Below are 21,817 nucleotides of genomic sequence, written 5' to 3' on the forward strand. Positions count from 1 at the left end.
TTATCGGTCAGGTGAGGTAGACGAATGCAGTGGAGAAATAAAAATGGCCGGCTCTAGATGCGCCGGCCATTTGAAGGGACTATAGGTGTTTAGAAACGCAAACCTACACCCAGCCAGTAGCGACGACCATCTTCGACGTAGCCGTAATCATCGTAGCGGATTTGCTTATCCAAAATATTGTAGATACCCGCGTACAGGTCTACGTTTTTGTTCAGTTTGTAGGTGCCACCCAGATCTACAAAGGTGTAGGACGGAGCTCGTGTTGTCGAGGAAGAGGCAGAGGTGACTGGTTCACTTTCTTTGCCACGGTAGTTCACGCGAGCCCATGTGTTGATTTTTTCTGTAGGGTGCCAATCCAGACTGACATTTGCCATGTGCTTGGGCATTTGATTCAGAGGCTGACCCTCGTTAGGACCGCTCTTTTGCTTGGAATGGGTGTAGGTGTAATTGGCCTTCAAGGTCCAGTCTTGAGCCAGATCCCAGCTGAAGTTGGTTTCAATACCACGGGTTACCGCCTTGTCCACGTTCTCGTAAGTAGTGGGGTCGGAACCAAACTGGTTAGGGCCGTCGGTACATTTGCTGGCCGGACATGCAACGCGAGTGATCTTGTCCTTGAAGTCGTTATTAAACAAAGTCACGCCAGCGGAGAAGCCCTCCAGACTGTCATACATGACGCCGAGTTCTTGCGACAGCGATTTTTCTGGCTTCAGGTCAGGGTTACCGTACATATTGCCACCACGGCTGACTTGGCCCCAACCAGGGATGGTTTGACGCAGGTCAGGTGCACGGAAGCCGGTGGATACACCGCCTTTGATAGTCCAGTTGTCTGTGGCAGACCACACGCCATAGATACGTGGACTGAAGTGTTTGCCGAAGTTCTCGTCGTGGTCGTAGCGCAGGCCGCCGGTCAGGGCGAAGCTGTTGGTCAGGCTCCACTCGTCTTCCATGAATAGCGACCATTGGGTGCGTTTGATACGGTTGATTCCAGTTGTGAGCTGGTTACCAGTTTCGTCGTTCAGTTTTTGATGCTGGTAGGAGGCACCCAGCGTCAGCAGATGATCGCCCAAGGGGGCAACCCATGCAGTACGTGCATCGGTATTTTTGATACGCATGTCACGCGACTTGTTGTTGAAGTCTTCCTGTTGCACGTAGGTGTCAGAGGTTGCAAATCCCCAGTTGCCACTGTGAGTCAAAGAGACCTTTTCACCGCGGTAATCTGTCTCGGAACTGGCAGGGCAACCGGAGCGTCCGCAAGCAGTGCCGGGAGCAATTGGCTCAACGGTCTTGCCCAAGGTGGAATTGTATTTTTGACGCTTTGTGCTGCCTTCGAGCACAAAGCTGTGGTTTTCCGAAGGGGTCAGGCTCAGCTTGGCACCGACTTCAAAGGACTCACGCTTGCGATAACCGTTGTAGATATCGTCTTCTTTGCGATTGGTTTGTTGTCCATAGACTTGCAAGCCCAGCACGCCATCCTTGATCGGGCCACCCAGCATGAAATTGCCCTGGAAAATATCGCCCGAGCGGCTGTGCGATTGCAAGGTGCTATCCAGGCGAATGGAACCGCCCCATTCCTTGGGCACTTTGCGGGTAATGATGTTGATCACACCGCCCATGGCGTCGGAGCCATACAGCGAGGACATGGGGCCGCGCACCACTTCGATACGTTCAATTTCGGACAGGGGAGGGGTCCAGCCGCCTTCCACACCGGAGGAGTCCGAGTTGGTGCGGGTTTCTGTCGAGCTTTGGCGTTTGCCGTCGATCAGGATCAGTGTGTATTTGGAGCTCATGCCGCGAATGGTGATGTCGCGACGGTCACCACCGCCAGTCACAATGACGCCAGGCACATCTTGCAGAGCGTCGTAGGCATCACGGTAGAACTTGTTTTCCAGGTCTTCGCGGGTAATGACGGTAATCGACGCAGGAGCTTCTTTAATGTCTTGCTCAAAGCCCGAGGCGGTAACAACCACTGGGCTGAGTTGGACGGGTGTGCTTTCTTGAGCAACGGCACCACTAGCAGCAAAAGCGCCTGCCAGAACGAGCGGCAAGCGCTTTACGGTAAATAGAGATTTCATTGACGACTTCCAATTTGTGTCTGTTTTTAGCGTGTGCTGCGGTTGCGTTGCTCTTGGCGGCAGTATTTTCCTTACAGCGGAAATAATGATACCGATTCTCATTATCGGTTCAAGCGTGAAACCTTATAACTCGAATAGAAATGAGAGTAATTATTATGTTGGTTGTGAAAAAGCGACGTTATGGCGTGCCAGACCTCCAGACTTCGGAGCAAGCCCGGAGGTCGGCAAGATGCATTAGAAGCTGGCAGTCAACGTTGCGTAGTATTGGCGACCAGGTTCGTTATAGGTGTTGGCACCTTGGCCGCTACCCGAGTCTTCACGGTACAAGCGTTTGTCGAACAGGTTGTTCACGCCAAGACGGATGTTGGTGGACTTGGTGACCTGGTAAGCGCCGCTCAGACCGAAGATGGCATATGAACCACGTTCACGCAGACCATCACCTTTCACTTCCGAGTTATTGGACAGGTTGTGCGAGCGTGGCTTTTGTTTGCCATACAGCGTGGCGGTAGCCAGCAAGGACAGCTTGTCGTTGACGCGCCAGTCCAGCGTACTGTTCAGGGTGTAGCGGGGGATGACAGTCAAAGGCTGATTGGTTTCCTTGGACTTGTTGGTGATCATGTAAGTCAGGTTGTTGCTCAGGCTCAGCGTGTCACCGTTCTCGCCCAGAATCGGGATAGTCAGGTTGCCTTCCAGACCACGGATCACTGCCTTGCCGGAGTTCACCCACTGGAATGGGCGGACCAGGGAGCCGCCAATGTACACCGCATCCGGAATGGTCTGGTCGCCCATATCGGCCACAATCTTGTTGCTGTAATCGTTCTGGAAGTAAGTCAGACCGGCTGCCCAGCCCGCATTGTCGTAAGCCAGACCAATTTCCTTGTTGATACTGCGTTCGGGCGACAGATTGTCGTTACCGAAGATGTAGCAAGGACCGCTTACGCGTTGACCAGTTACCGGGTCGTACGGGCAACCGTTGCCGCGTGTCTGATACAGGTAGTTGGGGTTGGATTGATACAGGTTAGGTGCTTTGAAAGCGCGGGCGATACCGCCTTTCAGGGTGATGCTGTCGGTGATGAAGTAGGAGGCGTTCAGGCTGGGGCTCCAGTTGTCACCGAACTTGCTGTGATGGTCGAACCGCACTCCTGGTGTCACGGTCAAGGCGTCGGTGAGCTCGATATTGCCTTCCACATAGGCGGCTGTTGTACGGGCCTTGCTTTTGGAATCCGTGTTTTTGTTGATGGTTTGGCCAGAGCGAGTGGCGTAGTCATCATCCAGGCTTTGATCGCGGTGCTCGAACCCGACCGTCATCAAGACGTGCTTGCTGGCGATCTGCAGGGGTGTGTTGTATTCGCCCGAGATGTTCAGGGAACGCAGTTCGGAAACCGAGCCAGCACCGGGGTTGGAGATGCTGCCCTCAACGGCACCGGCCAGGCCCTCATTCAAACGTGAGTTGGTCGTGCCTTCATATGCAAAGGTCAGGCGGGAGCGGCGGCCCTGGCCATAATCTCCATAGTGGCTGAGCGAGCCGGCGCGACGATACATGATGTTCGTTTCAGCCCCATCTTCGGCAAGTGATGCAATGGTTTGCGTGCTGCGGCTAAACAGACGCTCTCCTGAGTAGATATTGCCTTGGCGGCTGAATGAGCCTTCCAGCTCCAGACGGTGGTCCCGGTTGATATCCAGGCGCAGCAAGCCGTTAACGTCTTTATTGCGTACTCCCTCGCGGCCCGCGGGTGGCACGGTGGTCTCGTTCACCTCCATGCCGGAAGCCTTGGCGTTCAACGCTGGTTTGTCGGCATCTGTCTTGGCGATATTGCCGTAGACGCGGAAAGACAGCTTGTCGGCAATGGGGCCGGACAGGTTAAAGCCGGTACGACGTGTGGAGCCGTAGTCGCTGTCCTCAGGAATCAGACCGTAGGCGGTTACCGAGCCGGAGAAAGTATCGGTAGGCGCTTTTGTGATGATGTTCACGACACCACCGGCAGCACCGGAGCCATAGCGCGCAGCAGCCGGGCCACGCAGCACTTCAATGCGTTCGATGGCGTTGACGGGCACCCAGTTGCTGTCACCACGGGTATTACGTTCACCGTCGCGCCCCATGCGAATGGAGTCGCGCGAGCTGACAGGTTTGCCGTCAATCAGGATCAAGGTGTTTTCAGGGCCCATGCCGCGCAAGTCGATCTGGCGGCTATTGCCGTAGGAACCGGACGGGCTGTTACCGGTCAGGTTCACGCCGGGCATGGTGCGGATCAGTTCGGACAGATCGTTGGCGGGAGGGCGTTTTTCAATATCCTCGGCAGTAATCGTGGACACGCCTGGAGCCTGTTTGACGGCTTCTTCTGCCGAAGGCAAGACACGAATTTCTTCCAGCGAGGTGACCCCACCACGGACGTTGGAAGTTTGTGCCTGAGCACTGAAACTGGCTGCCAAAGCCGTGGCGAGCAGGCCCAATGCAAAGATCGGGCGGCGAGCCGGAGGCGCCAATAAGTTCATAATCACTTTCCTAATAAACGATAAACATAATGAGAATTGTTCGCAGTCAGGATTGTGTTTAAAAATGTGACGCCTGTCGAGAAAGCTGACGAATGTGTGGTTTTTGAAACACGGGCAGAGAAGAGGGGCATTGAAAATGATCTGGACAGGATTTGTTCTATAGGAAAAGTTATTGAGTTCTCCTATGAAAATCAGAGGAGAAAAATAGTCTGAACCTTGTAGATGGTCGTCTTGATGTATTCATTCAGCGCCGCAAATAAAACTTTTAGGACAATAATTTCTTTATTTGACACGATGGGTCATTTTTGATGAGAATGTGTCCTGAACAATTCAAACTTAAAAAGTTCAGGAGACATCCAGTGAAAAAGACGCTTGGTTTGATGATGGCCGGGTGGGCGGCCTTGACGATGATGGCGGGTCCGGTACAGGCAACAACGTTCCCGGCACAGCCCGTACGTTTGATCGTGCCCTTTGGTGCAGGGGGGATTACCGATCTGGTGGCGCGCCTCCTTGCCCAGCAGTTGGGCAAGGAGTTGGGCCAGACTGTCATTGTTGAAAACAAGGCAGGAGCCGGGGGCATGATCGCCGCTCAGGCTGCACAAAATGCGAAAGCGGACGGTTACACCGTGTTCATGGGGACAGTAGGCACACAGGTGGTCAACCCGCTGATTCTTTCCAAAATCAACTACGACCCGCAGGCCTTTGTGCCCATCGGCATGGTGACGGGGTCTCCGTATGTTCTGGCGGTTCGTTCGGATTTGGGTACGGAGAACTATGCCCAACTGGTTGCCCATGCCCGTCAGGAGCCAGGGCTCCTTAACTTCGGATCGGCAGGGATAGGGAGTGCTCCGCACGTGGGGGTAGAGCTTTTCAAGTTGACCGAGAAACTTGATGTGCGACATATCCCTTTCAAGAGTGGAGGGGAGGCTGTCAGTGCCGTTGTGGGCCGTCATGCCGACATGGTGATGGATGCCATTCCCGTGATCATGCCGCAGGTGAAGGCAGGCAAGCTTCAGGCCCTGGTTCTGGCTGATAGCCAACGCTCCCCAGCTGCTCCCGACGTGCCTTCCAGCGCAGAGCTGGGGGCTGCTGAGCTACGCATCAGTTCCTGGAACGTGCTGTTGGCCCCGCCGGGCACTCCACAGGTGGTGACTGCGGTATTGGAGACGGCATTGCAAAAGACACTGGCCAACCCGGAGTTCAAAACCCATCTGGAGCAGCAGGGCAGCCAGGTCTACACCGGCACCCAAGATGAATATCAAACCTTCATCGCGGCTGAGCGCAGCAAGTGGCAGCGTATTGTTCAGACCGCAGAAATCAGCCTTGAGTGAGGTAACGATAATGAACCACGCCGCTCTGGAGCTTATCGACACGGTGCATACCGGCAATGGCTGGAAGGTACGATTGTTGTGCGGTTATTTGGGTATAGCGCTACAGCGGCGCAGCCTGTCTATTGTGGAGGGGGATCTGGATACCGAGGTGTTCCGGCAAATCAACCCCTGGGGACAGGTTCCGGTATTGCGAACCCGGGAAGGGCCCTGGCTGGCAGAGTCGGCCGCTATTTTGTGGTACCTGGCGCAGGGCACAGACTTTCTGCCCGCGGACCCGCTTGCGCAGGCTCAAGTGCTGCAGTGGCTGTCTTTTGAGCAGACTCAGCATATGACCAATCTTGCGCAGCCCAGACTGTGGGTGGCGTTGCGGGGGACGATGACGGTGGATGATCCTGCGGTGCTGGCGTGGCGCGAACAGGGCGATCAAGCTCTGGCCCAGATGGAGGTGCATTTGCAGTTGCATCGCTATTTCGTTGGGGGCAGACCCAGCATCGCCGATGTGGCCTTGTTTCCCTATACCTGCATGGCAGAGCAGGGAGGGTACGACCTGCGCCCCTATCCATCAGTACGACATTGGCTCGAGTGTATGCAGGCCCTGGCGGGCTATGTCCCGCTGTTGTGAGCAGGATATTAATTTACAAAAGGAGTTGTTATGAGTGACACCATGAGCTTGTCCAAGTCCGTGCTGATTGAACAGGCGCAAAGCCAGATGCAGGCCCTCTTCGAAATCCCTGAGCGCAGTGTTCCCGAGAAGCTCGCACTGACTTGCCGTATTCTTTTTGATGGCGGCCATGACTCTGGTTTGGCTGGCCAGATCACAGCACGCGGCGAACAGGAAGGCACGTATTTTACGCAGCAGCTGGGGCTTGGGTTTGATGAAATTACGTCGACCAACGTCTTGCTGGTAGATGAAGATTTAACGGTTTTGAAGGGATATGGGATGCCTAATCCAGCAAACCGTTTTCATTCCTGGGTGTATCGTGCCCGGCCGGATGTGAACTGCATCATTCATACACATCCCTTGCACGTGGCCGCCCTGTCCATGCTGGAGGTGCCCTTGATCGTATCCCATATGGACAACTGCCCCTTGTATGAGGACTGCGCGTTCCTGAAGGATTGGCCGGGTGTCCCTGTGGGCAATGAAGAGGGACAGATCATTTCTGAGGCCTTGGGTGACAAGCGCGCTATTCTTTTATCGCACCATGGAATGTTGGTGGCGGCGGCCTCAGTAGAAGAAGCCTGCGTATTGGCGTTGCAATTTGAGCGCACAGCGCGCATGCAATTGTTGGCGATGTCAGCCGGAACGATCAAGCCTATTGCGCCGGAACTGGGCCGGGAGGCACATGACTGGATTCTGAGACCTCGCCGCTCCCAGATCGGCTTTGAATACTATGCCCGCAAAGCGCTGAAACGCCATACGGATGTTTTTGAGTAGAATAAGAGGCCGCTTTTTTATATGCGCTCCGAGGCTGACCTCGGGCGCTACACCTCTTGTTTAACCCATGACCCATCTTCCCTTTCGCTTGCGCGCCCTGCGTCGCCAACATGGCTTGTCGCTGGAGCAGTTGGCCCAGCGCACCGGTCTGACTAAAAGTTATCTGTCCAAGCTGGAGCGGGCAGTCAGTGCGCCGTCCATCTCTACCGTGGTCAAGCTGGCCCAGGCTTATGGCATGGGGGTGTCGCAGTTGATTGGAGAGGGGGAACTGGATCAAGACGAAAGTGTGTGTGTCGTGCGTCGACACGAACGCATGCCCTTGCCCAGTGTGGCAGGTCATAGCGCCTACCGTTACGAGAGCATGGCCGGGCGGCGGCGCTTTCGTTTGATGGACCCCTTTGTTATCTACCCTCCACACGAACAACAGCAGCCAGCGCCAACTTTCCCGCATGGGGGAGAAGAGTTCTTGTTTGTGATCCAAGGGCAAGTGCAAGTCACCATTGCAGAGCACAGCATGACCTTGGAGACGGGTGATTCCGTGTATTTTGATTCGGAGCTACCCCACAGCGTGCTTAGCCTGGGGGATCAACAGGCGCAGGTATTGGCGGTGACTTGCTCTGACTCGGGGCCAACAGCAGGGCGTCCAACGTCCGATACGCCGGTTTAGTCAGTGAATACGTGCCTCTGGCATGTGTGTGGGGAGATTTTCTGCCAGCAAAGTGGCGGAAAGCAGCAGGAGTCGAACCTACCTGGGAACGTCTGACGCCCCCAACCGGGTTTGAAGCCCGGCCGTGCCACCGGGCACGGATGCTTTCCTTCAAGAGGCCCTATCATACGTTAGGGCCGGTGACGCTTCAACGATCAGGGCGTTGCCTGTTCTGGTTCCCGCATGAAGCTCCGGGTTCAATCCGCCGCTGCCCAGGCTTCACCTCGTAATACATGGCGATCACGCACACGTCGTGTATAGCCGACGCGATCAAAGAACTCCAGAATCTGAATGGCCCGTTTGCGGCCCAGTCCCGTTGCGTCCCGGAACTGCGCGGCGCTGACGCCTTGGCCGCTGTGCAGCTCCTTGACGATATTGGCTAGCACCGCGATTTGGCGGCGGTGATAGAACAGGTCATGCACGATCTGAAACAGCTCGCCCTGGCGCACCAGTCTGCGCAGTACGTTGCGGGTCTGCTCTTCCGGGGCTTCGGTTTCTTTGGCCAGATCACGTGTCCATGGAGGATCGAAGCGGCCTGCCTCGATCAGGGGCAGCAGGGCGGTGGCCAGAGCTTGGTCTTCGGGGCTCAGGGTAACGCGGTGGCCTGGCGTATGCAGCCAGGCTCCTTGTTGGGCCAGGCGCTGTTCTGACAGCAGATATTCGGTCAGGAGCTGCCAGATTGCGTCGGGCATGGTGGGGGCGGCCATGCGTCGCAAGCGGCTGATGGACAGGCCCGGCTCGTCCGGATTGCGCTCGTGGAACTGCAGCATCACGCTTTCTATGTGCTGACACAGCGCTTCCAGGCGTGCATCGCTCAACAAGATAGGCTGACTTTGTGGGCGAGATCCGGTGTGCCAGCGGGCATTGGCGGGGGCGCTCAAGCCTTGTTGAGATCCTCCTGACAGACGCAGCAGTGTTGCTTCGTCCAGACCGTAAGGTGCTTGGGCCAGCAGGCCCTCCAACGGTCCGCCGCGCGTCCATTGTGCCAAGGCATCCAGCCAGGCAAGGCGTGTCGTAGAGCGTCGTTTGCGGTCCGGCGCATTTGGGTCCAGCACAATCCCGCCGCCGACGGTCTCGCTGGCCTGGGCGTTGCGCAAGATAAAGCGCTCGCCCGTCATGGAGCAGATCGGGCGGTCAAAGACCAACTGGACCTTGCCGGTCTGGCCGGGCTGCAAGGACTCGCCATCCAAAGGTACGGCATGGGCCGTCAGGTGCGCGGCACCCATGTGGATATGCCAGGGCGACCAGGTGCGTAGGGCGGGAATATCTTTGTCCAGCAGGCTCAGTTCCACATCGATACGAGTGGAGGGGATGAAGCAGCGGGCATCGGCCAGCCAGTCGCCACGCTCTATATCCTGCACATCAATCCCGCCCAGGTTCAGGGCACAACGCTGCCCGGCGCGGGCCTGGCGTGATGCCTGATTCTGGGCGTGAATGCTGCGCACTCGTACGGGTGTACCGCGTGGCATCAGGCGCAAGTCCATCGCCGGGCCATCAAGATCCAACACGCCATCGTGCACGGTGCCGGTCACGAGGGTGCCGTGACCTTGCAAGGTGAAAACGCGGTCAATGGCCAGGCGGAAATAGCCGTTGCCATCCTGCTTGGTGGATTGCATGGCCTGTGCGTGCAGATGTTGGCGCAGTGCTTCCAGGCCGGGTTTGTCGGCGGACAGGGCATCAACAACGAAGATGGGGGCATTGTCCAGAAAGCTTCCTTGGACAAGTGCTTGCAGCTCGGCTTTGACGGATTCAATTCTGGCAGCATCAGCGCGATCCGCCTTGCTCAGGACGATGGCTCCCGCCTGCAAACCCAGCAATTGCAGTACGGCCAGATGCTCGCGGGTTTGCGGCATGACGCCGTCATCTGCGGCCACGATCAGCAGGCCAAAATCAATGCCGGTCGCACCCGCGACCATGGTGTGCACCAGACGTTCGTGACCGGGCACATCAATAAAGCCCAGGATCTGTCCGTCGGGCAAAGGCGTATAGGCATAGCCCAGCTGGATGGAGATGCCGCGCTTTTTTTCCTCTTCCAGACGATCGGTATCCACGCCGGTCAAGGCGCGGATCAAGGTGGTTTTGCCGTGATCGATATGTCCTGCGGTGCCAACAATCATGCTTGCTCGGGAATCAGTTGTGCGCTGAAGGCGGCCTCAAAGGGCTCTTCCAGGCAGCGCAAGTCCAGCCAAAAGGCATCTTGCGCAATGCGCCCGATGACGGGCTGGGGCAAAGTGCGCAGGCGTTTTTCCAGTTGAGTCAGATGGCGGCCCGGACGGCCTGTGCCTTGGTAGGCAAAGCGCAGTCCAAAGCTGGGCAGTACGTCTTCGGGCAACGCACCGCTGCCGATCTGGCTCAGCATGGCAGTGGGTTCTACAGCAAATTGTGTCCCCACCCATTGCTGCAAGACATGGGCCAAACGTAGTGCTTGGGCACGCATTTCAGCCGAAGGTCGAGTCAGCAGACGCAGGGTGGTCAGGTGCTCGGGCAGGCGCTCTGGCGAACGGTACAAGGCCAGCACAGGCTCCAGTGCGGCCAAGGTGATTTTACCCACGCGCAGAGCACGTTTGAGCGGGTTTTTCTTGATCTTGGCGATCAGGTCTGCACGGCCTACGATCAGACCGGCCTGGGGGCCACCCAGCAGCTTGTCGCCGCTGAAGGTCACGATATCGGCACCGGCTTCGATGGTCTCGCGCACGGTGGGCTCAGGCGGCAGGCCCCATTGGCTCAGGTCCACCAAGGTGCCACTGCCCAGATCCACGCTGGTGGGCAGGCCGTGTTTTTTGGCTATCTGTGCAACTTCTTCGACTGAAACGCTTTTGGTGAAGCCTTTGACGGCGTAGTTGCTGCAATGCACCTTCATCAACATGGCGCTGCGCTCGTTGATGGCGTTTTCGTAATCAGCTGCGTGGGTACGGTTGGTGGTGCCTACTTCATGCAGGCGAGCACCGGCACGCTTCATGATGTCGGGAATACGAAAGGCCCCGCCAATTTCAACCAGCTCGCCGCGTGACACCACGGTCTCACGGCGGGGGCTCAGGGTGCTGAGCATCAGCAGCACGGCAGCCGCATTATTGTTGACGACTGTAGCGGCTTCAGCGCCGGTCAGCTCGCAGAGCAAAGGGTTGATCAAGTCATCGCGGTCGCCTCGGCCGCCGGTTTCCAGGTCAAACTCCAGATTGGCGGGCGAGCGCATGGCCTGGACGACAGCCTGTATGGCTTCATCCGGTAGCATTGCTCGCCCAAGATTGGTGTGCAGCACGGTGCCGGTCAGATTGAAGACCGGGCGCAGCTGCAAGCGGGATTCTTCTTGCAGCTTGGCCTGCAGTGCATTGGCGAGCTGAGCGGGCTCCAGGTCCTGAGGGCTTAGTGCTCCCTTCAGCACGGCCTCCCGCAGTGCCTGCAAATGGGCACGAGTGCGTTGACTCAGGCGCGTGTGGCCGAACTGGCTTAGCAAGGGCTGGAACTCTGGCGAGCGCAGCAAGCGATCCAGGGAAGGGATGTGGGCGGGGGAGAGTTCAGGCGTTGGGCTCATCATTCAAAGGCAGGCGTTTGAGTCTATGGGCAAGGTCCGTCAGCTACGCCTTGTGCTCGGGGCAACAAGGCGTAGGGGAATCTTAGCTTAAGACTGGTGCCAAAGAAGCGGATTGCCGCTGGCGCGGGAATAGCCTTCTTCGCCCATCAGAACGTCCAGAGCCAGACTGGCCAGGTCGTCTGCAACTGGATCAAGACCCAGCTGCTTTTCCTGATAGAAGATTTTGCGGTAGGTGTGGCAGTTGTCGCAGGACTCGGCCTTGATCCCTTCCGGGCCATCTTCAATGGCGTGATACGCCACGCTTTTGGTACTCTCGCAGTGCGAGCAGGTCACGCGCACCAGATGCCATTCCACGCTGCAACGCGGGCAGCACATGTAGCGGCAGCCATCTTCACGACCACCCACACGCACCACACTGGATACGGGAAGGCTGCCGCAGGACGGGCATACGCCAAAGGGGCTGGTTACAGACAGTTGGCCCTCGGTCAGCGAGCAGGCCAGATGCGTCCAGTAAACCTGCAAGGCGGCCATGACAAAAGGTGCCGCGGCACCGTCTTGCTCAGGCAATTGCTCGGCCAGAATCGCGTCAGCCAGATCTTCCAGTTTTTGTGGGTCAGACTCGGCTTTCTTGAGCAGGTCCTGACAGACTTCTTGGGCGGCTGCAGGCACGTCCGAAGTGTTGATCATGTGATTGAGCAGGCTGCTCAAAATGCTGAGCCACTGTGGATCGCGCTTCCAGCCCGATGCCAGCAGGGGCGGCATACCGTGTCTTTGCGCTGTTTCCAGCACCTCGGCGGGCAGTTCGGTCGGGGGCAGGGCATTGAGTTGTTTGTGCTGCCCATCTACCAGATGTGCCAGCAAGAGCAGGTAGGCACCAACGGGATTGCCGTCAGCCAATTGACGCAGACGTGCTGCCCGGTCAGCAAAGACGCTGGCTCGCACAGGCAGGCGCAGTCGGGGGATGGAGGTGTGGTCCAGACTTTCGATTTCGCCGCGCGGAAGGATGCGTTGCAAGACAGACTCCTGAAAACAAGGCTGCCATGCCCGAAATGGTGCATGGCAGCCGGGTTGCTTATGTACCAGAGCCCCGCTTATTCGGCAGGACGGCTGGGACCTTTTTCCATTTCTTCACGGAACCAGGCGCGGTGGTGCTTCCAGGCCCAGGCACGGGTAACCGTACCGCGGGTCATGGCTTTGACTGAACCTTTTACCCAGATACCGGCGTAGATGTGCACGATAATCGCGCAAATCATCAGCAGGGCGCAGACCGCGTGCAGCACGGAGGCCAGACGGATAGCCCAGATGGGGAAGAAGGCGGAAAAGTATTCGCGCCACATCACCACACCGGTTGCCAGCAGGCCGATCATGAAGATCACCAAAGCAAAAAACAGGATTTTTTGCCCGGCGTTGTAGCGGCCTACTTCGGGAATGCGCTCGTCCTTGGCATTGAGCACGTCCTTGAAGTGACGCAGCCAGGCCGCGTCACCCTTGGAGAACATATTGTGCCGTACCATGCGGGCCGCAAACAGGAAAAAGCACACAAACATCACCACACCAATGAACGGGTGCAGAATGCGTGTCCACGGACCGCCGCCAAACAGATTGGTCAGCCAGAACATTGACGGATGAAACAGCGCCAGCCCGGACAAGGCCAGGAGCACAAAGCTCATGGCAATGATCCAGTGATTAATGCGCTGACTGGTGGTGTAGCGCTGAATCAAGCCCTTGCGGTTGTGATCAGTCATGGTGAGCCTCCTGGATCTTGCGTGCGTCCTCGTCGGCGCGGCGCTCGTCTTCCTCGTCAGTCTCGTTAGGACCGGTTCGGATGTAGTGGAAGAAACCAATCAGGGCGGTCAGTGCCATGGCAGCAACCCCCAGCGGCTTGGCCACTCCCTTCCAGAGCGAGACCATCGGACTGATTTGCGGGTCCTTGGGCAGGTCGCTGTACAGCTCAGGCTTGTCGGCGTGGTGCAGCACGTACATGACGTGGGTGCCACCCACTCCAGCCGGGTCGTACAAACCTGCGTTTTCAAAGCCGCGCGATTTCAGGTCTTCGATACGCTCTGCAGCGTGGTGCTGCATGTCTTCTTTGGTACCGAACACAATCGCGCCGGTAGGACAGGTCTTGGCACAGGCCGGTTCCTGTCCGACCGCCACACGGTCCGAACACAAGGTGCACTTGTAGGCTTTCTTGTCCTTTTCCGAAATGCGGGGCACATCGAAAGGACAGCCGGTAACGCAGTAGCCGCAGCCAATGCAGTTTTCCTCGTGAAAATCCACAATGCCGTTGGTGTACTGCACGATGGCGCCTGGCGAGGGACAGGCCTTCAGGCAGCCCGGGTCCTCGCAGTGCATGCAGCCGTCTTTGCGAATCAGCCATTCCAGATCGCCAGCGGGGTTTTCATACTCCGCAAAACGCATGATGGTCCAGGACTTGTCGGTCAGGTCGGCCGGGTTGTCATACACCCCGACGTTGTGACCGATTTCGTCGCGCGTATCGTTCCATTCCATGCAGGCGACCTGACAGGCCTTACAGCCAATGCACTTACTGGTGTCGATCAGCTTGGCCACTTCCCCGCCCACGGGCTCGCGCACGCTGGGCGATGGGGTGGTGGTTGCGGAGCGCCGTTTGATATCAAGTGATTGCAAGGCCATGGCTTACTCCTTAACCTTTTCAAGTTGAACCAGGAAGGCCTTGGTCTCCGGCGTTTGCGAGTTGCCATCGCCTACCGGCGGGGTCAGCGCATTGATCAGGAAACCAGGTCGGGCCAGACCCACAAATCCCCAGTGCAGCGGGATACCCACTTGGTGGACAACTTTGCCATCCACGTTCAGGGCTTTGATGCGCTTGGTCACCACCGCCACGGCCTTGATATAGCCACGGTTGGAGGACACCTTGACGCGGTCACCTTGCACAATGCCCACTTCCTTGGCCAGCTCCTCGCCAATTTCCACAAACTGTTCGGGCTGCACGATGGCGTTCAACTTCACGTGCTTGGTCCAGTAGTGGAAGTGCTCGGTCAGGCGGTAGGTGGTGCCCACATAGGGGAACTTGTCTACCGTACCCATGGCTGCCAGGTCGTCCTTGAAGATACGGGCTGCCGGGTTGGTCATGGCACGTGGTTCGTCAGGACTGAGCGGGTTGTAGCTCAGAGGGCTTTCAAAAGGCTCGTAGTGCTCGGGGAAGGGGCCTTCTGCCATGCCTTTACGGGCAAAGAAGCGGGCGACACCTTCAGGGTTCATGATGAACGGGCCCATGCCATCAGCCGGATTTTCATCGGCCTTGTAGTCAGGGATATCCGCACCACCCCAGCGCTTGCCATCCCAGTGAACCAGGCTGCGACGTGGGTCAAAGGGTTTGCCGGTCAGGTCACAGGAAGCACGGTTGTAGAGCACGCGGCGGTTTGCTGGCCAGGCCCAGGCCCAGTTCAGCGTCTGGCCGATTCCGGTTGGATCGCTATTGTCGCGGCGAGCCATCAGGTTGCCTTGCTGCGTCCAGGCACCGGCATAGATCCAGCAACCGCTTAGCGTGGTGCCGTCGTCGCGCAATTCGGCAAAGCCATCCAGCTGCTCGCCTGCCTTACGCGTGATCTTGCTTGGATCTTTGGGATCATGCAGATCCACCAGTGCGCGGCCCGAATATTCCTTGGCCAGTTCAGCGGCGGTTGGATCATCCGGGTTGGAGTAGGGCCAGGACAGGTTCAGGATTGGATCAGGGAAGGCACCGCCTTCTTTCTGGTACAGCGAGCGAATACGCGTGAACAGCGTACTCATGATCTCAATGTCGCTCTTGGCCTCGCCCGGAGGATTGGCGGCCTTCCAGTGCCATTGCAACCAGCGACCCGAGTTCACCAGTGCGCCTTCTTCCTCGGCGAAACAGGTGGTGGGCAGACGGAAGACTTCAGTCTGGATGGAAGCGGAATCGACATCATTGTGCTCGCCATAGTTCTTCCAGAACTCTGACGTTTCCGTAACCAGCGGGTCCATGATGACCATGTACTTGAGCTTGGAGAAACCACGCAGCAGCTTGGCCTTGTACGGTGCCGCCGCCAGGGGGTTGAAGCCCTGACAGATGTAGCCCGTCATCTTGCCTTCGTCCATCAGCTCGAACACTTGCAGCATGTCGTAGAGCTTGTCCAGCTTGGGCAGATAGTCGTAGGCCCAGTTGTTCTCGGCCTGGGCGGCATCACCAAACCAGGCTTTCATCAGGCTGACGTGGAACTTCTTGTAGTTGCGCCAGTAGCTGAGCTGGTTGGGGCGTAGCGGCTGTTGGGCACGTGCGCCGATGTAGCCGTCAAACTCTTTCTCGGCCTGGTTGGGCAAAGTCAGATAGCCGGGCAGCAGGTTGGACATCAAACCCAGGTCAGTCAGACCCTGAATGTTGGAGTGTCCGCGCAGCGCGTTCATGCCACCGCCGGCAATACCAATATTGCCCAGCAGCAGCTGGACCATGGCGCCGGTACGGATGATCTGCGAACCAATACTGTGTTGCGTCCAGCCCAGCGCATACAGGATGGTACCCGCGCGACCCGGTTCAGCGGTCGAGGCCAGCATTTCACAGACTTTCAGGAACTTGTCCTTGGGCGTGCCACAGACGCGTTCCACCATCTCGGGCGTGTAGCGCTCGTAGTGCTTGCGCAGCAGTTGGTAGACCGAGCGTGGGTGTTGCAAGGTGGGGTCCGTCTTGACGTAGCCGTCCTCGCCCAGCTCGTAGTCCCAGGAGGACTTGTCGTAGCTGCGTTTTTCTTCGTTGTAGCCCGAATACAGCCCCTGCTCGAAGTCAAAGTCTTCGCGCACGATAAAGGGCATATCGGTGTAGTTGCGCACGTATTCGTGCTGGATCTTGTCGTTATCCAGCAGGTATTTGATGACGCCACCCAGGAAGGTGATGTCACTACCGGTACGTATAGGCGCGTAAAAGTCCGCTACGGATGCCGAACGCGTAAAGCGTGGATCCACAACGATCAGTTTTGCATTGTTGTGTGCTTTGGCCTCGGTCACCCATTTGAAACCACAGGGGTGCGCCTCGGCTGCGTTGCCGCCCATAATCAGCACAATATCCGCGTTCTTGATGTCGACCCAATGGTTCGTCATCGCTCCACGGCCAAACGTCGGGGCAAGACCTGCCACCGTCGGGCCGTGTCAGACACGTGCTTGGTTATCGAACGCCAGTACACCCATGCTGCGGATGACTTTATGGGTGACATAGCCCACTTCGTTACTACTTGCCGAAGCAGCCAGCATGCCGGTGGTCAGCCAACGGTTGACGACGGTGCCGTCTTCAGCGGTGGTCTGGAAGTTGGCGTCGCGGTCTTCTTTCATCAGCTTGGCAATACGCGTGAAAGCGTCTTCCCAGGAGATGCGTTCCCACTTGTCCGAGCCAGCGGCACGGTATTCAGGGTATTTGAGTCGGTTGGGGCTCTTGATGAAATCCACCAAGCCTGCGCCCTTGGGACAGAGTGTGCCGCGGTTCACGGGGTGGTCGGCATCGCCTTCAATGTGAACCACGCTGGGCTCGGCATTCATGGCGCCGTCACCACGGGAGTACAGCAGCACCCCACAGGCTACGGAACAGTAAGGACAGGTATTGCGCGTCTCTGTCATGCGGGTCAGTTTGTACTGCCTGACTTCCGCCATGGCGGGGGTGGGCGCAGCGCCCAGCAAGACCATGCTGGAACTGGCCAGCGAGGCCCCCGTCACTTTGAAGAACTGACGCCGATTCATGTTCACCATGCGGCTCTCCAATAGGATTGTGTTTTCGTGTTTGAAATCGTCAGGGGAGGCGCCTTGTGAGCTCTGCCCCCGTTTTATAGTTGAACAGTATAAGCGTTGAACTTATGGGCTACTGCCAAGAGGGCGTGTCTAATTGATCAAGGACAATCTTGATTCTATTGAGGTTTTCACGCCGGAGCCGCAAGTGTAGTCGGTGATGCGGGTATTCACCTACTATTTGCAAGGGATTTTTTCAATTTAGCGGGCTTGTTTGAAGTATTCGATCTGAAAGCTGCCGGGCAGTTCGAACTCCACGTGATGCAAAATTTGGGGTTCACAAAGTATTCATGCGTGAGTTGTAGTCGCAGATACGAATGTAAATATGCCCAATGCTGTGTTTTGAAAGCGCGCCTCTGACGTGTTCAGGGGCTTTTTTTATGGTCTGTTTGGATGTGTGTCTTGATCAGGATCAGCCGATAGGGCGGTCAGGGAGCACTTTCAGAATTATCTGACAGACCGGGATGGAACGGGACGGTAAGTTCAGGGTTCTCCGTTCTCTTACATCCTTAGGTTTGTCAGCCATGATGAATACATACTTGTTGACCACTGAAGATACTGATCCTCGTACCTTGCCCGAGCAGGCCGTGCTGTATGCCCATCTGTTGACACGAGATGCCATGAATGATGAGTGCGTGCGCAAGTTGATGGCCGCACCGCGTTTTGTGCGTTCGGACAAGGGGATTCCGTATGTGGTGCTCAAGGATATGCGAACGCATCGTTGGACCCTGATTCGTGCCTGGCGCGAGTATCTGGAAATCAAGCGCGAGCGTTTGGCCAGTCGCTTGGGAATCAGTGTGGCGGAATACAACGTGATTGAGAAAGGTCTTGTTCCATTGAGCCTGACGATGTTGGCTCTGTTGGCGCAGGGAATGGGTCTGGACGAGACGCAGTTGCAGATGTCTCCGTATCAGCCCGTGCTGGAACCTTTGGCTTTGAGCTAGTGCCAAGGGATCAAAAACAAAGCTACGACAGGAAAGAGCAGGTGCAGGCAGCAGCTTGTGCCAGGCTCGAAAGCAGTTCCGGCCCCATCACGTTTATCGCGTAATGGGGCTGGTTTTTTAAGTGCAGGATTTGGCTGGTTTTACTCGGCCGAGTCTTCGGTTTGCAGTTTCACTACCTGCTTGGCTCGGGTGTCGACATGCAGAGAGAAGATGTCGGGGCGCGAGTAGTGGCCGTAGACGTCAAAGTCCAGATTGGCCTGTTTGAGCAGGTCCATATCCAGTTCGGCGTACAGCTCGGTTTCTTCATCAAACACCGGGCCGGCCAGCACTTCGCCGGTGGGGCTGACGATCATGCTGCCGCCGTGCATCACGTAGCTGTCCGGAGCAAATTCGCCGGGCAGAGCAAATTCTTTCTGGAAGGACTCGGGGTAATTGTTCAGGCGGATGGCCTGGCAGGCGGACAGCACGAACACACGGCCTTCAACGGCGATGTGAATCATGGACGAGGCCCAGGTGGGGCGGTCGTCTGCCGTGGGGGCGCAGTACAGTTCGGTGCCTTGGGCATACATGGTCTGACGCAGGGTGGGCATGTAGTTTTCCCAGCAGATCACGTTGCCGATACGACCCATGGGAGTATCGACAGTGCCCATGGTGGAGCCATCGCCAAAGCCCCAGACCAGACGTTCCTGGCCGGTAGGCATCAGCTTGCGGTGGATGCCCACCACGCCTTTGCCGGGAGCCAGTGTCAGAGCGGTGCAGTACAGGGTGCGACCCATTTTTTCGATTACGCCCATGACGGTGTACACACCGGTGTGGGTGACTGCATCGGCCAGTGCTTCCAGTTCAGGGCCACCCAGGGTGACAGCGCCTTCCACATACATCTGGTACAGGGCACGGCCTTCGGGGCGGCGGTTGCCGATGACGCTGCCAAAGCTGATGCCTTTGGGATACCCGCCCAGAAAGGCTTCGGGAAAGACAGCCAGTGTGGCGCCATTGGCAGCCACACGCTGCAAGATGGCGGCGGCTTTTTCTACACTGCTGGCAGAGTCAAACGGGATGGATGCCGCTTGTATAACTGCAACTTTGCTCATAACTAGGTCTCCTTTAAAGGTCAGCCTGCGGACAAGTCCACGTTTTTGGTTTCAGGCAGGCGGGTATACAGGATCAGGAAGCACACCAGGGATACCGCAGCCAGGTACCAGGCCGGTACGTTGGGGTTACCTGTGTACTGGATCAGGGCAGCAGCAATGAAGGGGCCAGGGCCAGCCAGCAGTGCTGACGAGACGTTGTGGCCCAGTGCGGCGCCGGTCGAGCGAATCGAGGCGGGGAACACTTCCACCAGCAGCACCACGTTCATGACGGCAGAGATGGCTACCAGGAAAGCCATGATGATCAGGCCCAGCAGGATCAGCGCGGGTTTGCCGGAGTTCATCATGATGAAGATCGGGTAGGCCATGATGGTCAGACCCGCAGCGGCAAACAGCGCCAGTTTGCGACGACCGTAGTGGTCCGAGAAGCGGCCAACCAGCGGGTGCAAGATGCAATACACCACCAACGAGGCACTGCACAGCCACAGGGCCGAGGTCTTGCTCATGCCCAGGATGGAAACCAGGTGGTTATTGGCGTAGGTGATGAAGTAGTACAGCGACACCAGGAACAGGGCGGAGAACGCAAAGGACAGAACAAAGGCGTTGAACTTGTCCTTGGACGAGACGCGCTCCAGCGTGTTGTTGGCTTTCTTTTCCTGCAGCTCGTGGTAGACGGGGGTGTCGTTCAGTTTGCGGCGGATAAAGACCGCAATGAAGGTCATCACAATCGACAGCACGAAGGGCACACGCCAGCCCCAGCTGTAGACCTGGGCTTCGGTCAGCGTGGCGTTGATGGCGGCAGCCGTGGCCGTACCCATCAGGAAAGCGATACCGGCGGTAAAGGTCACCACGCTGGCGGCCGAGGCACGACGGTTGGAGGGGGCGCTTTCCACCAGGAAAATACCGGCAGCGGACCACTCGCCACCCACCATCATGCCTTGCAGGAAGCGCAGCACAACCAGCAAGATAGGAGCCGTAATGCCGATGGTGTCATAGCCAGGCAGCAGGCCAATCAGAGTAGTGAACACACCCATGCCAAAGACGGTAATCATCAGCACGGTCTTGCGGCCAAAGCGGTCGCCAATGGGGCCCAGAATCAGGGCGCCAAAGGGGCGCGAAACAAAGCCTACGGCAAACACGGCCAGGGACGAGAGCAGGGAAACGCCAGCGGCGTCGGATGGAAAGTAGATGCTGCCGATAATGGCTGCAAAGTAGCCATAAATCGCGAAGTCAAACCATTCCATAAAGTTGCCAATACCAACGGCAACAACTTGTTTTTTACTTAAGCCCGGCTGGCCTGGGGGGGCCGATTTGGCATGCGAAGGGGCGACGGTAGCAGTGCCCATAAAGATCTCCTCGAGCAGGGCAGGTGAATACCTGACCCTTATTGTGGTTGTGGCTGATTTTTAGTCTAATCAAGCCAAATAATTATTCAAACTAATTAGAAAAATGGCTTCCATTAATATTGCTAATATCAGGCGGATGGATCTGAACTTGCTGCTGGTGTTCCAGTGCTTGATGAACGAGCGCAGCGTGACCAAGGCCGCCAATGCCCTATTTCTGACCCAGGGCGCGGTCAGCGCGTCCTTGCGCAAGTTGCGGGTGGTATTCAATGACGAGCTGTTTACCCGTGGTTCGCACGGAATGACGCCTACGCATCGGGCCTTGGAGATTGCCCCGCAGATATCCGAGGCCCTGAAAAGCATCTCGGCGCTGGTTACATCCGAGCAGGAGTTCGATCCAGCTCGCTCCAGCCGGGTTTTTCGCATCGCTTTGTCCGACGATCTGGAAAATATGCTGGCCAAACGCATGATTCGCATGGCTGACGAGCAGGGCTGGACGATCAGTTTTTCCTTCTACCAAACCAATAGCTATTTGTGGCCGCAAAGCATGGTGGAGCATGGGGCGGATCTGGCGATCTGCTCCAGCCCTAAATTTCTGAGCACCATGCACAAGTCGCAAGTGCTGTTTTCCGCTTCCTATATCTGCATTTACGATAAGCAGTCCATTGCGTTTTCAACCCCCATCAGCAAGCAGGAGTATCTGCATGCTCATCATGGGCGGGTGTCCTTTGACGGCTTGCGCGGCTTTGTCGATGAACTCTTTGATGCCGAGCGACTGCAGCGCAAGGTCAAGGCCTCATTCACGCATTTTTCCGGGGCAATCAACGCCATTATTGGCAGCCCTTTGGTGCTGACCATGCCCGATTACGCCGCCCGCTCCTTTGTGGAATGCAATAGTCGATTAGCCGTCTCGCCGGTGCCATTGCGGGTGCCGTCTTTTGTGGTGTCCATGATTTGGGACATCAACAAGGAACATGATGAAGAAAGCCGCTGGTTGCGGCGTTTTGTGCTGGAGCTGACCGAGTCTGTCAGCCAGTGACGTGCTGCTGATACGATCCGGCGGCGTACTATTGCCCCTGTTCTGTTTTCTTTTCTACTATCCGC

Annotated in this window: 16 protein-coding genes and 1 tRNA gene; 6 read left to right on the plus strand and 11 right to left on the minus strand. The window is 57.1% G+C overall.

Going from position 1 to position 21,817, the window contains the following annotated elements; all coding sequences use genetic code 11:
• Positions 1–89: 89 nt before the first annotated feature.
• Both ACU6HM_RS15940 and ACU6HM_RS15945 read right to left on the minus strand, forming a co-directional pair.
• Positions 90–2,072: a ligand-gated channel protein gene (locus ACU6HM_RS15940; protein ID WP_009463473.1), complete on the minus strand. Its 1,983-nt coding sequence runs from the start codon at positions 2,070–2,072 to the stop codon at positions 90–92.
• A 234-nt stretch (positions 2,073–2,306) separates the two neighbouring features.
• Positions 2,307–4,565 carry a FepA family TonB-dependent siderophore receptor gene (locus tag ACU6HM_RS15945; protein WP_446764062.1) on the minus strand — a complete coding sequence of 753 codons (2,259 nt, stop codon included), beginning with the start codon at positions 4,563–4,565 and terminating at the stop codon, positions 2,307–2,309.
• 359 nt (positions 4,566–4,924) lie between these two features.
• On the opposite strand from ACU6HM_RS15945, the gene ACU6HM_RS15950 reads away from it, so the two are divergent.
• The 4 genes from ACU6HM_RS15950 to ACU6HM_RS15965 all read left to right on the plus strand — a co-directional run bounded on the left by ACU6HM_RS15950 (position 4,925) and on the right by ACU6HM_RS15965 (position 7,998).
• The gene (locus tag ACU6HM_RS15950; protein ID WP_446764063.1) at positions 4,925–5,896 is read left to right on the plus strand and encodes a Bug family tripartite tricarboxylate transporter substrate binding protein; all 972 of its coding nucleotides are present in this window, start codon (positions 4,925–4,927) and stop codon (positions 5,894–5,896) included.
• Between the two features lie 10 nt (positions 5,897–5,906).
• Positions 5,907–6,518, plus strand: a complete 612-nt coding sequence (locus tag ACU6HM_RS15955) for a glutathione S-transferase family protein (RefSeq protein ID WP_446764064.1) — start codon at positions 5,907–5,909, stop codon at positions 6,516–6,518.
• 30 nt (positions 6,519–6,548) lie between these two features.
• A complete protein-coding gene (locus tag ACU6HM_RS15960) occupies positions 6,549–7,331 on the plus strand; it encodes an aldolase (protein WP_045929518.1) in 783 nt (260 codons plus the stop codon).
• A gap of 67 nt (positions 7,332–7,398) precedes the next feature.
• Positions 7,399–7,998: a helix-turn-helix domain-containing protein gene (locus ACU6HM_RS15965; protein ID WP_009463463.1), complete on the plus strand. Its 600-nt coding sequence runs from the start codon at positions 7,399–7,401 to the stop codon at positions 7,996–7,998.
• A gap of 53 nt (positions 7,999–8,051) precedes the next feature.
• On the opposite strand, the gene ACU6HM_RS15970 is transcribed toward ACU6HM_RS15965, so the two are convergent.
• From ACU6HM_RS15970 to fdnG, 7 genes are all read right to left on the minus strand, one after another.
• Positions 8,052–8,147: transfer RNA gene (locus ACU6HM_RS15970), tRNA-Sec, on the minus strand.
• A gap of 87 nt (positions 8,148–8,234) precedes the next feature.
• Positions 8,235–10,154 carry a selenocysteine-specific translation elongation factor gene (selB, locus tag ACU6HM_RS15975; RefSeq protein WP_009463461.1) on the minus strand — a complete coding sequence of 640 codons (1,920 nt, stop codon included), beginning with the start codon at positions 10,152–10,154 and terminating at the stop codon, positions 8,235–8,237.
• Entirely contained in the window at positions 10,151–11,569 is a 1,419-nt protein-coding gene (gene selA / locus ACU6HM_RS15980) for an L-seryl-tRNA(Sec) selenium transferase (protein ID WP_446764092.1), read from the minus strand. Before selA ends, selB begins: the two co-directional genes overlap by 4 nt.
• Positions 11,570–11,656: 87 nt before the next feature.
• Positions 11,657–12,583, minus strand: coding sequence for a formate dehydrogenase accessory protein FdhE (fdhE, locus tag ACU6HM_RS15985; protein ID WP_021447215.1), 927 nt, complete (start codon positions 12,581–12,583; stop codon positions 11,657–11,659).
• A 77-nt stretch (positions 12,584–12,660) separates the two neighbouring features.
• Complete coding sequence (locus ACU6HM_RS15990; protein WP_009463457.1) at positions 12,661–13,314, minus strand: formate dehydrogenase subunit gamma; 654 nt, start codon at positions 13,312–13,314, stop codon at positions 12,661–12,663.
• Positions 13,307–14,224, minus strand: a complete 918-nt coding sequence (gene fdxH / locus ACU6HM_RS15995) for a formate dehydrogenase subunit beta (protein WP_021447214.1) — start codon at positions 14,222–14,224, stop codon at positions 13,307–13,309. Before fdxH ends, ACU6HM_RS15990 begins: the two co-directional genes overlap by 8 nt.
• Positions 14,225–14,227: 3 nt before the next feature.
• Positions 14,228–17,302, minus strand: coding sequence for a formate dehydrogenase-N subunit alpha (fdnG, locus tag ACU6HM_RS16000; protein ID WP_254500260.1), 3,075 nt, complete (start codon positions 17,300–17,302; stop codon positions 14,228–14,230).
• A gap of 560 nt (positions 17,303–17,862) precedes the next feature.
• On the opposite strand from fdnG, the gene ACU6HM_RS16005 reads away from it, so the two are divergent.
• Positions 17,863–18,282, plus strand: a complete 420-nt coding sequence (locus tag ACU6HM_RS16005) for a helix-turn-helix domain-containing protein (protein ID WP_009463451.1) — start codon at positions 17,863–17,865, stop codon at positions 18,280–18,282.
• Between the two features lie 140 nt (positions 18,283–18,422).
• Here ACU6HM_RS16005 and ACU6HM_RS16010 read toward each other — a convergent pair whose 3' ends face one another.
• Both ACU6HM_RS16010 and ACU6HM_RS16015 read right to left on the minus strand, forming a co-directional pair.
• Positions 18,423–19,373, minus strand: coding sequence for a carbon-nitrogen hydrolase family protein (locus tag ACU6HM_RS16010; RefSeq protein WP_446764065.1), 951 nt, complete (start codon positions 19,371–19,373; stop codon positions 18,423–18,425).
• A gap of 20 nt (positions 19,374–19,393) precedes the next feature.
• Positions 19,394–20,716 carry an MFS transporter gene (locus tag ACU6HM_RS16015; RefSeq protein ID WP_009463449.1) on the minus strand — a complete coding sequence of 441 codons (1,323 nt, stop codon included), beginning with the start codon at positions 20,714–20,716 and terminating at the stop codon, positions 19,394–19,396.
• Positions 20,717–20,852: 136 nt separating this feature from the next.
• Here ACU6HM_RS16015 and ACU6HM_RS16020 point away from each other — a divergent pair, with 136 nt between their 5' ends.
• Complete coding sequence (locus ACU6HM_RS16020; protein WP_021447210.1) at positions 20,853–21,752, plus strand: LysR family transcriptional regulator; 900 nt, start codon at positions 20,853–20,855, stop codon at positions 21,750–21,752.
• Positions 21,753–21,817 lie beyond the last annotated feature (65 nt).

The sequence above is a fragment of the Alcaligenes sp. RM2 genome (genome assembly GCF_052931795.1).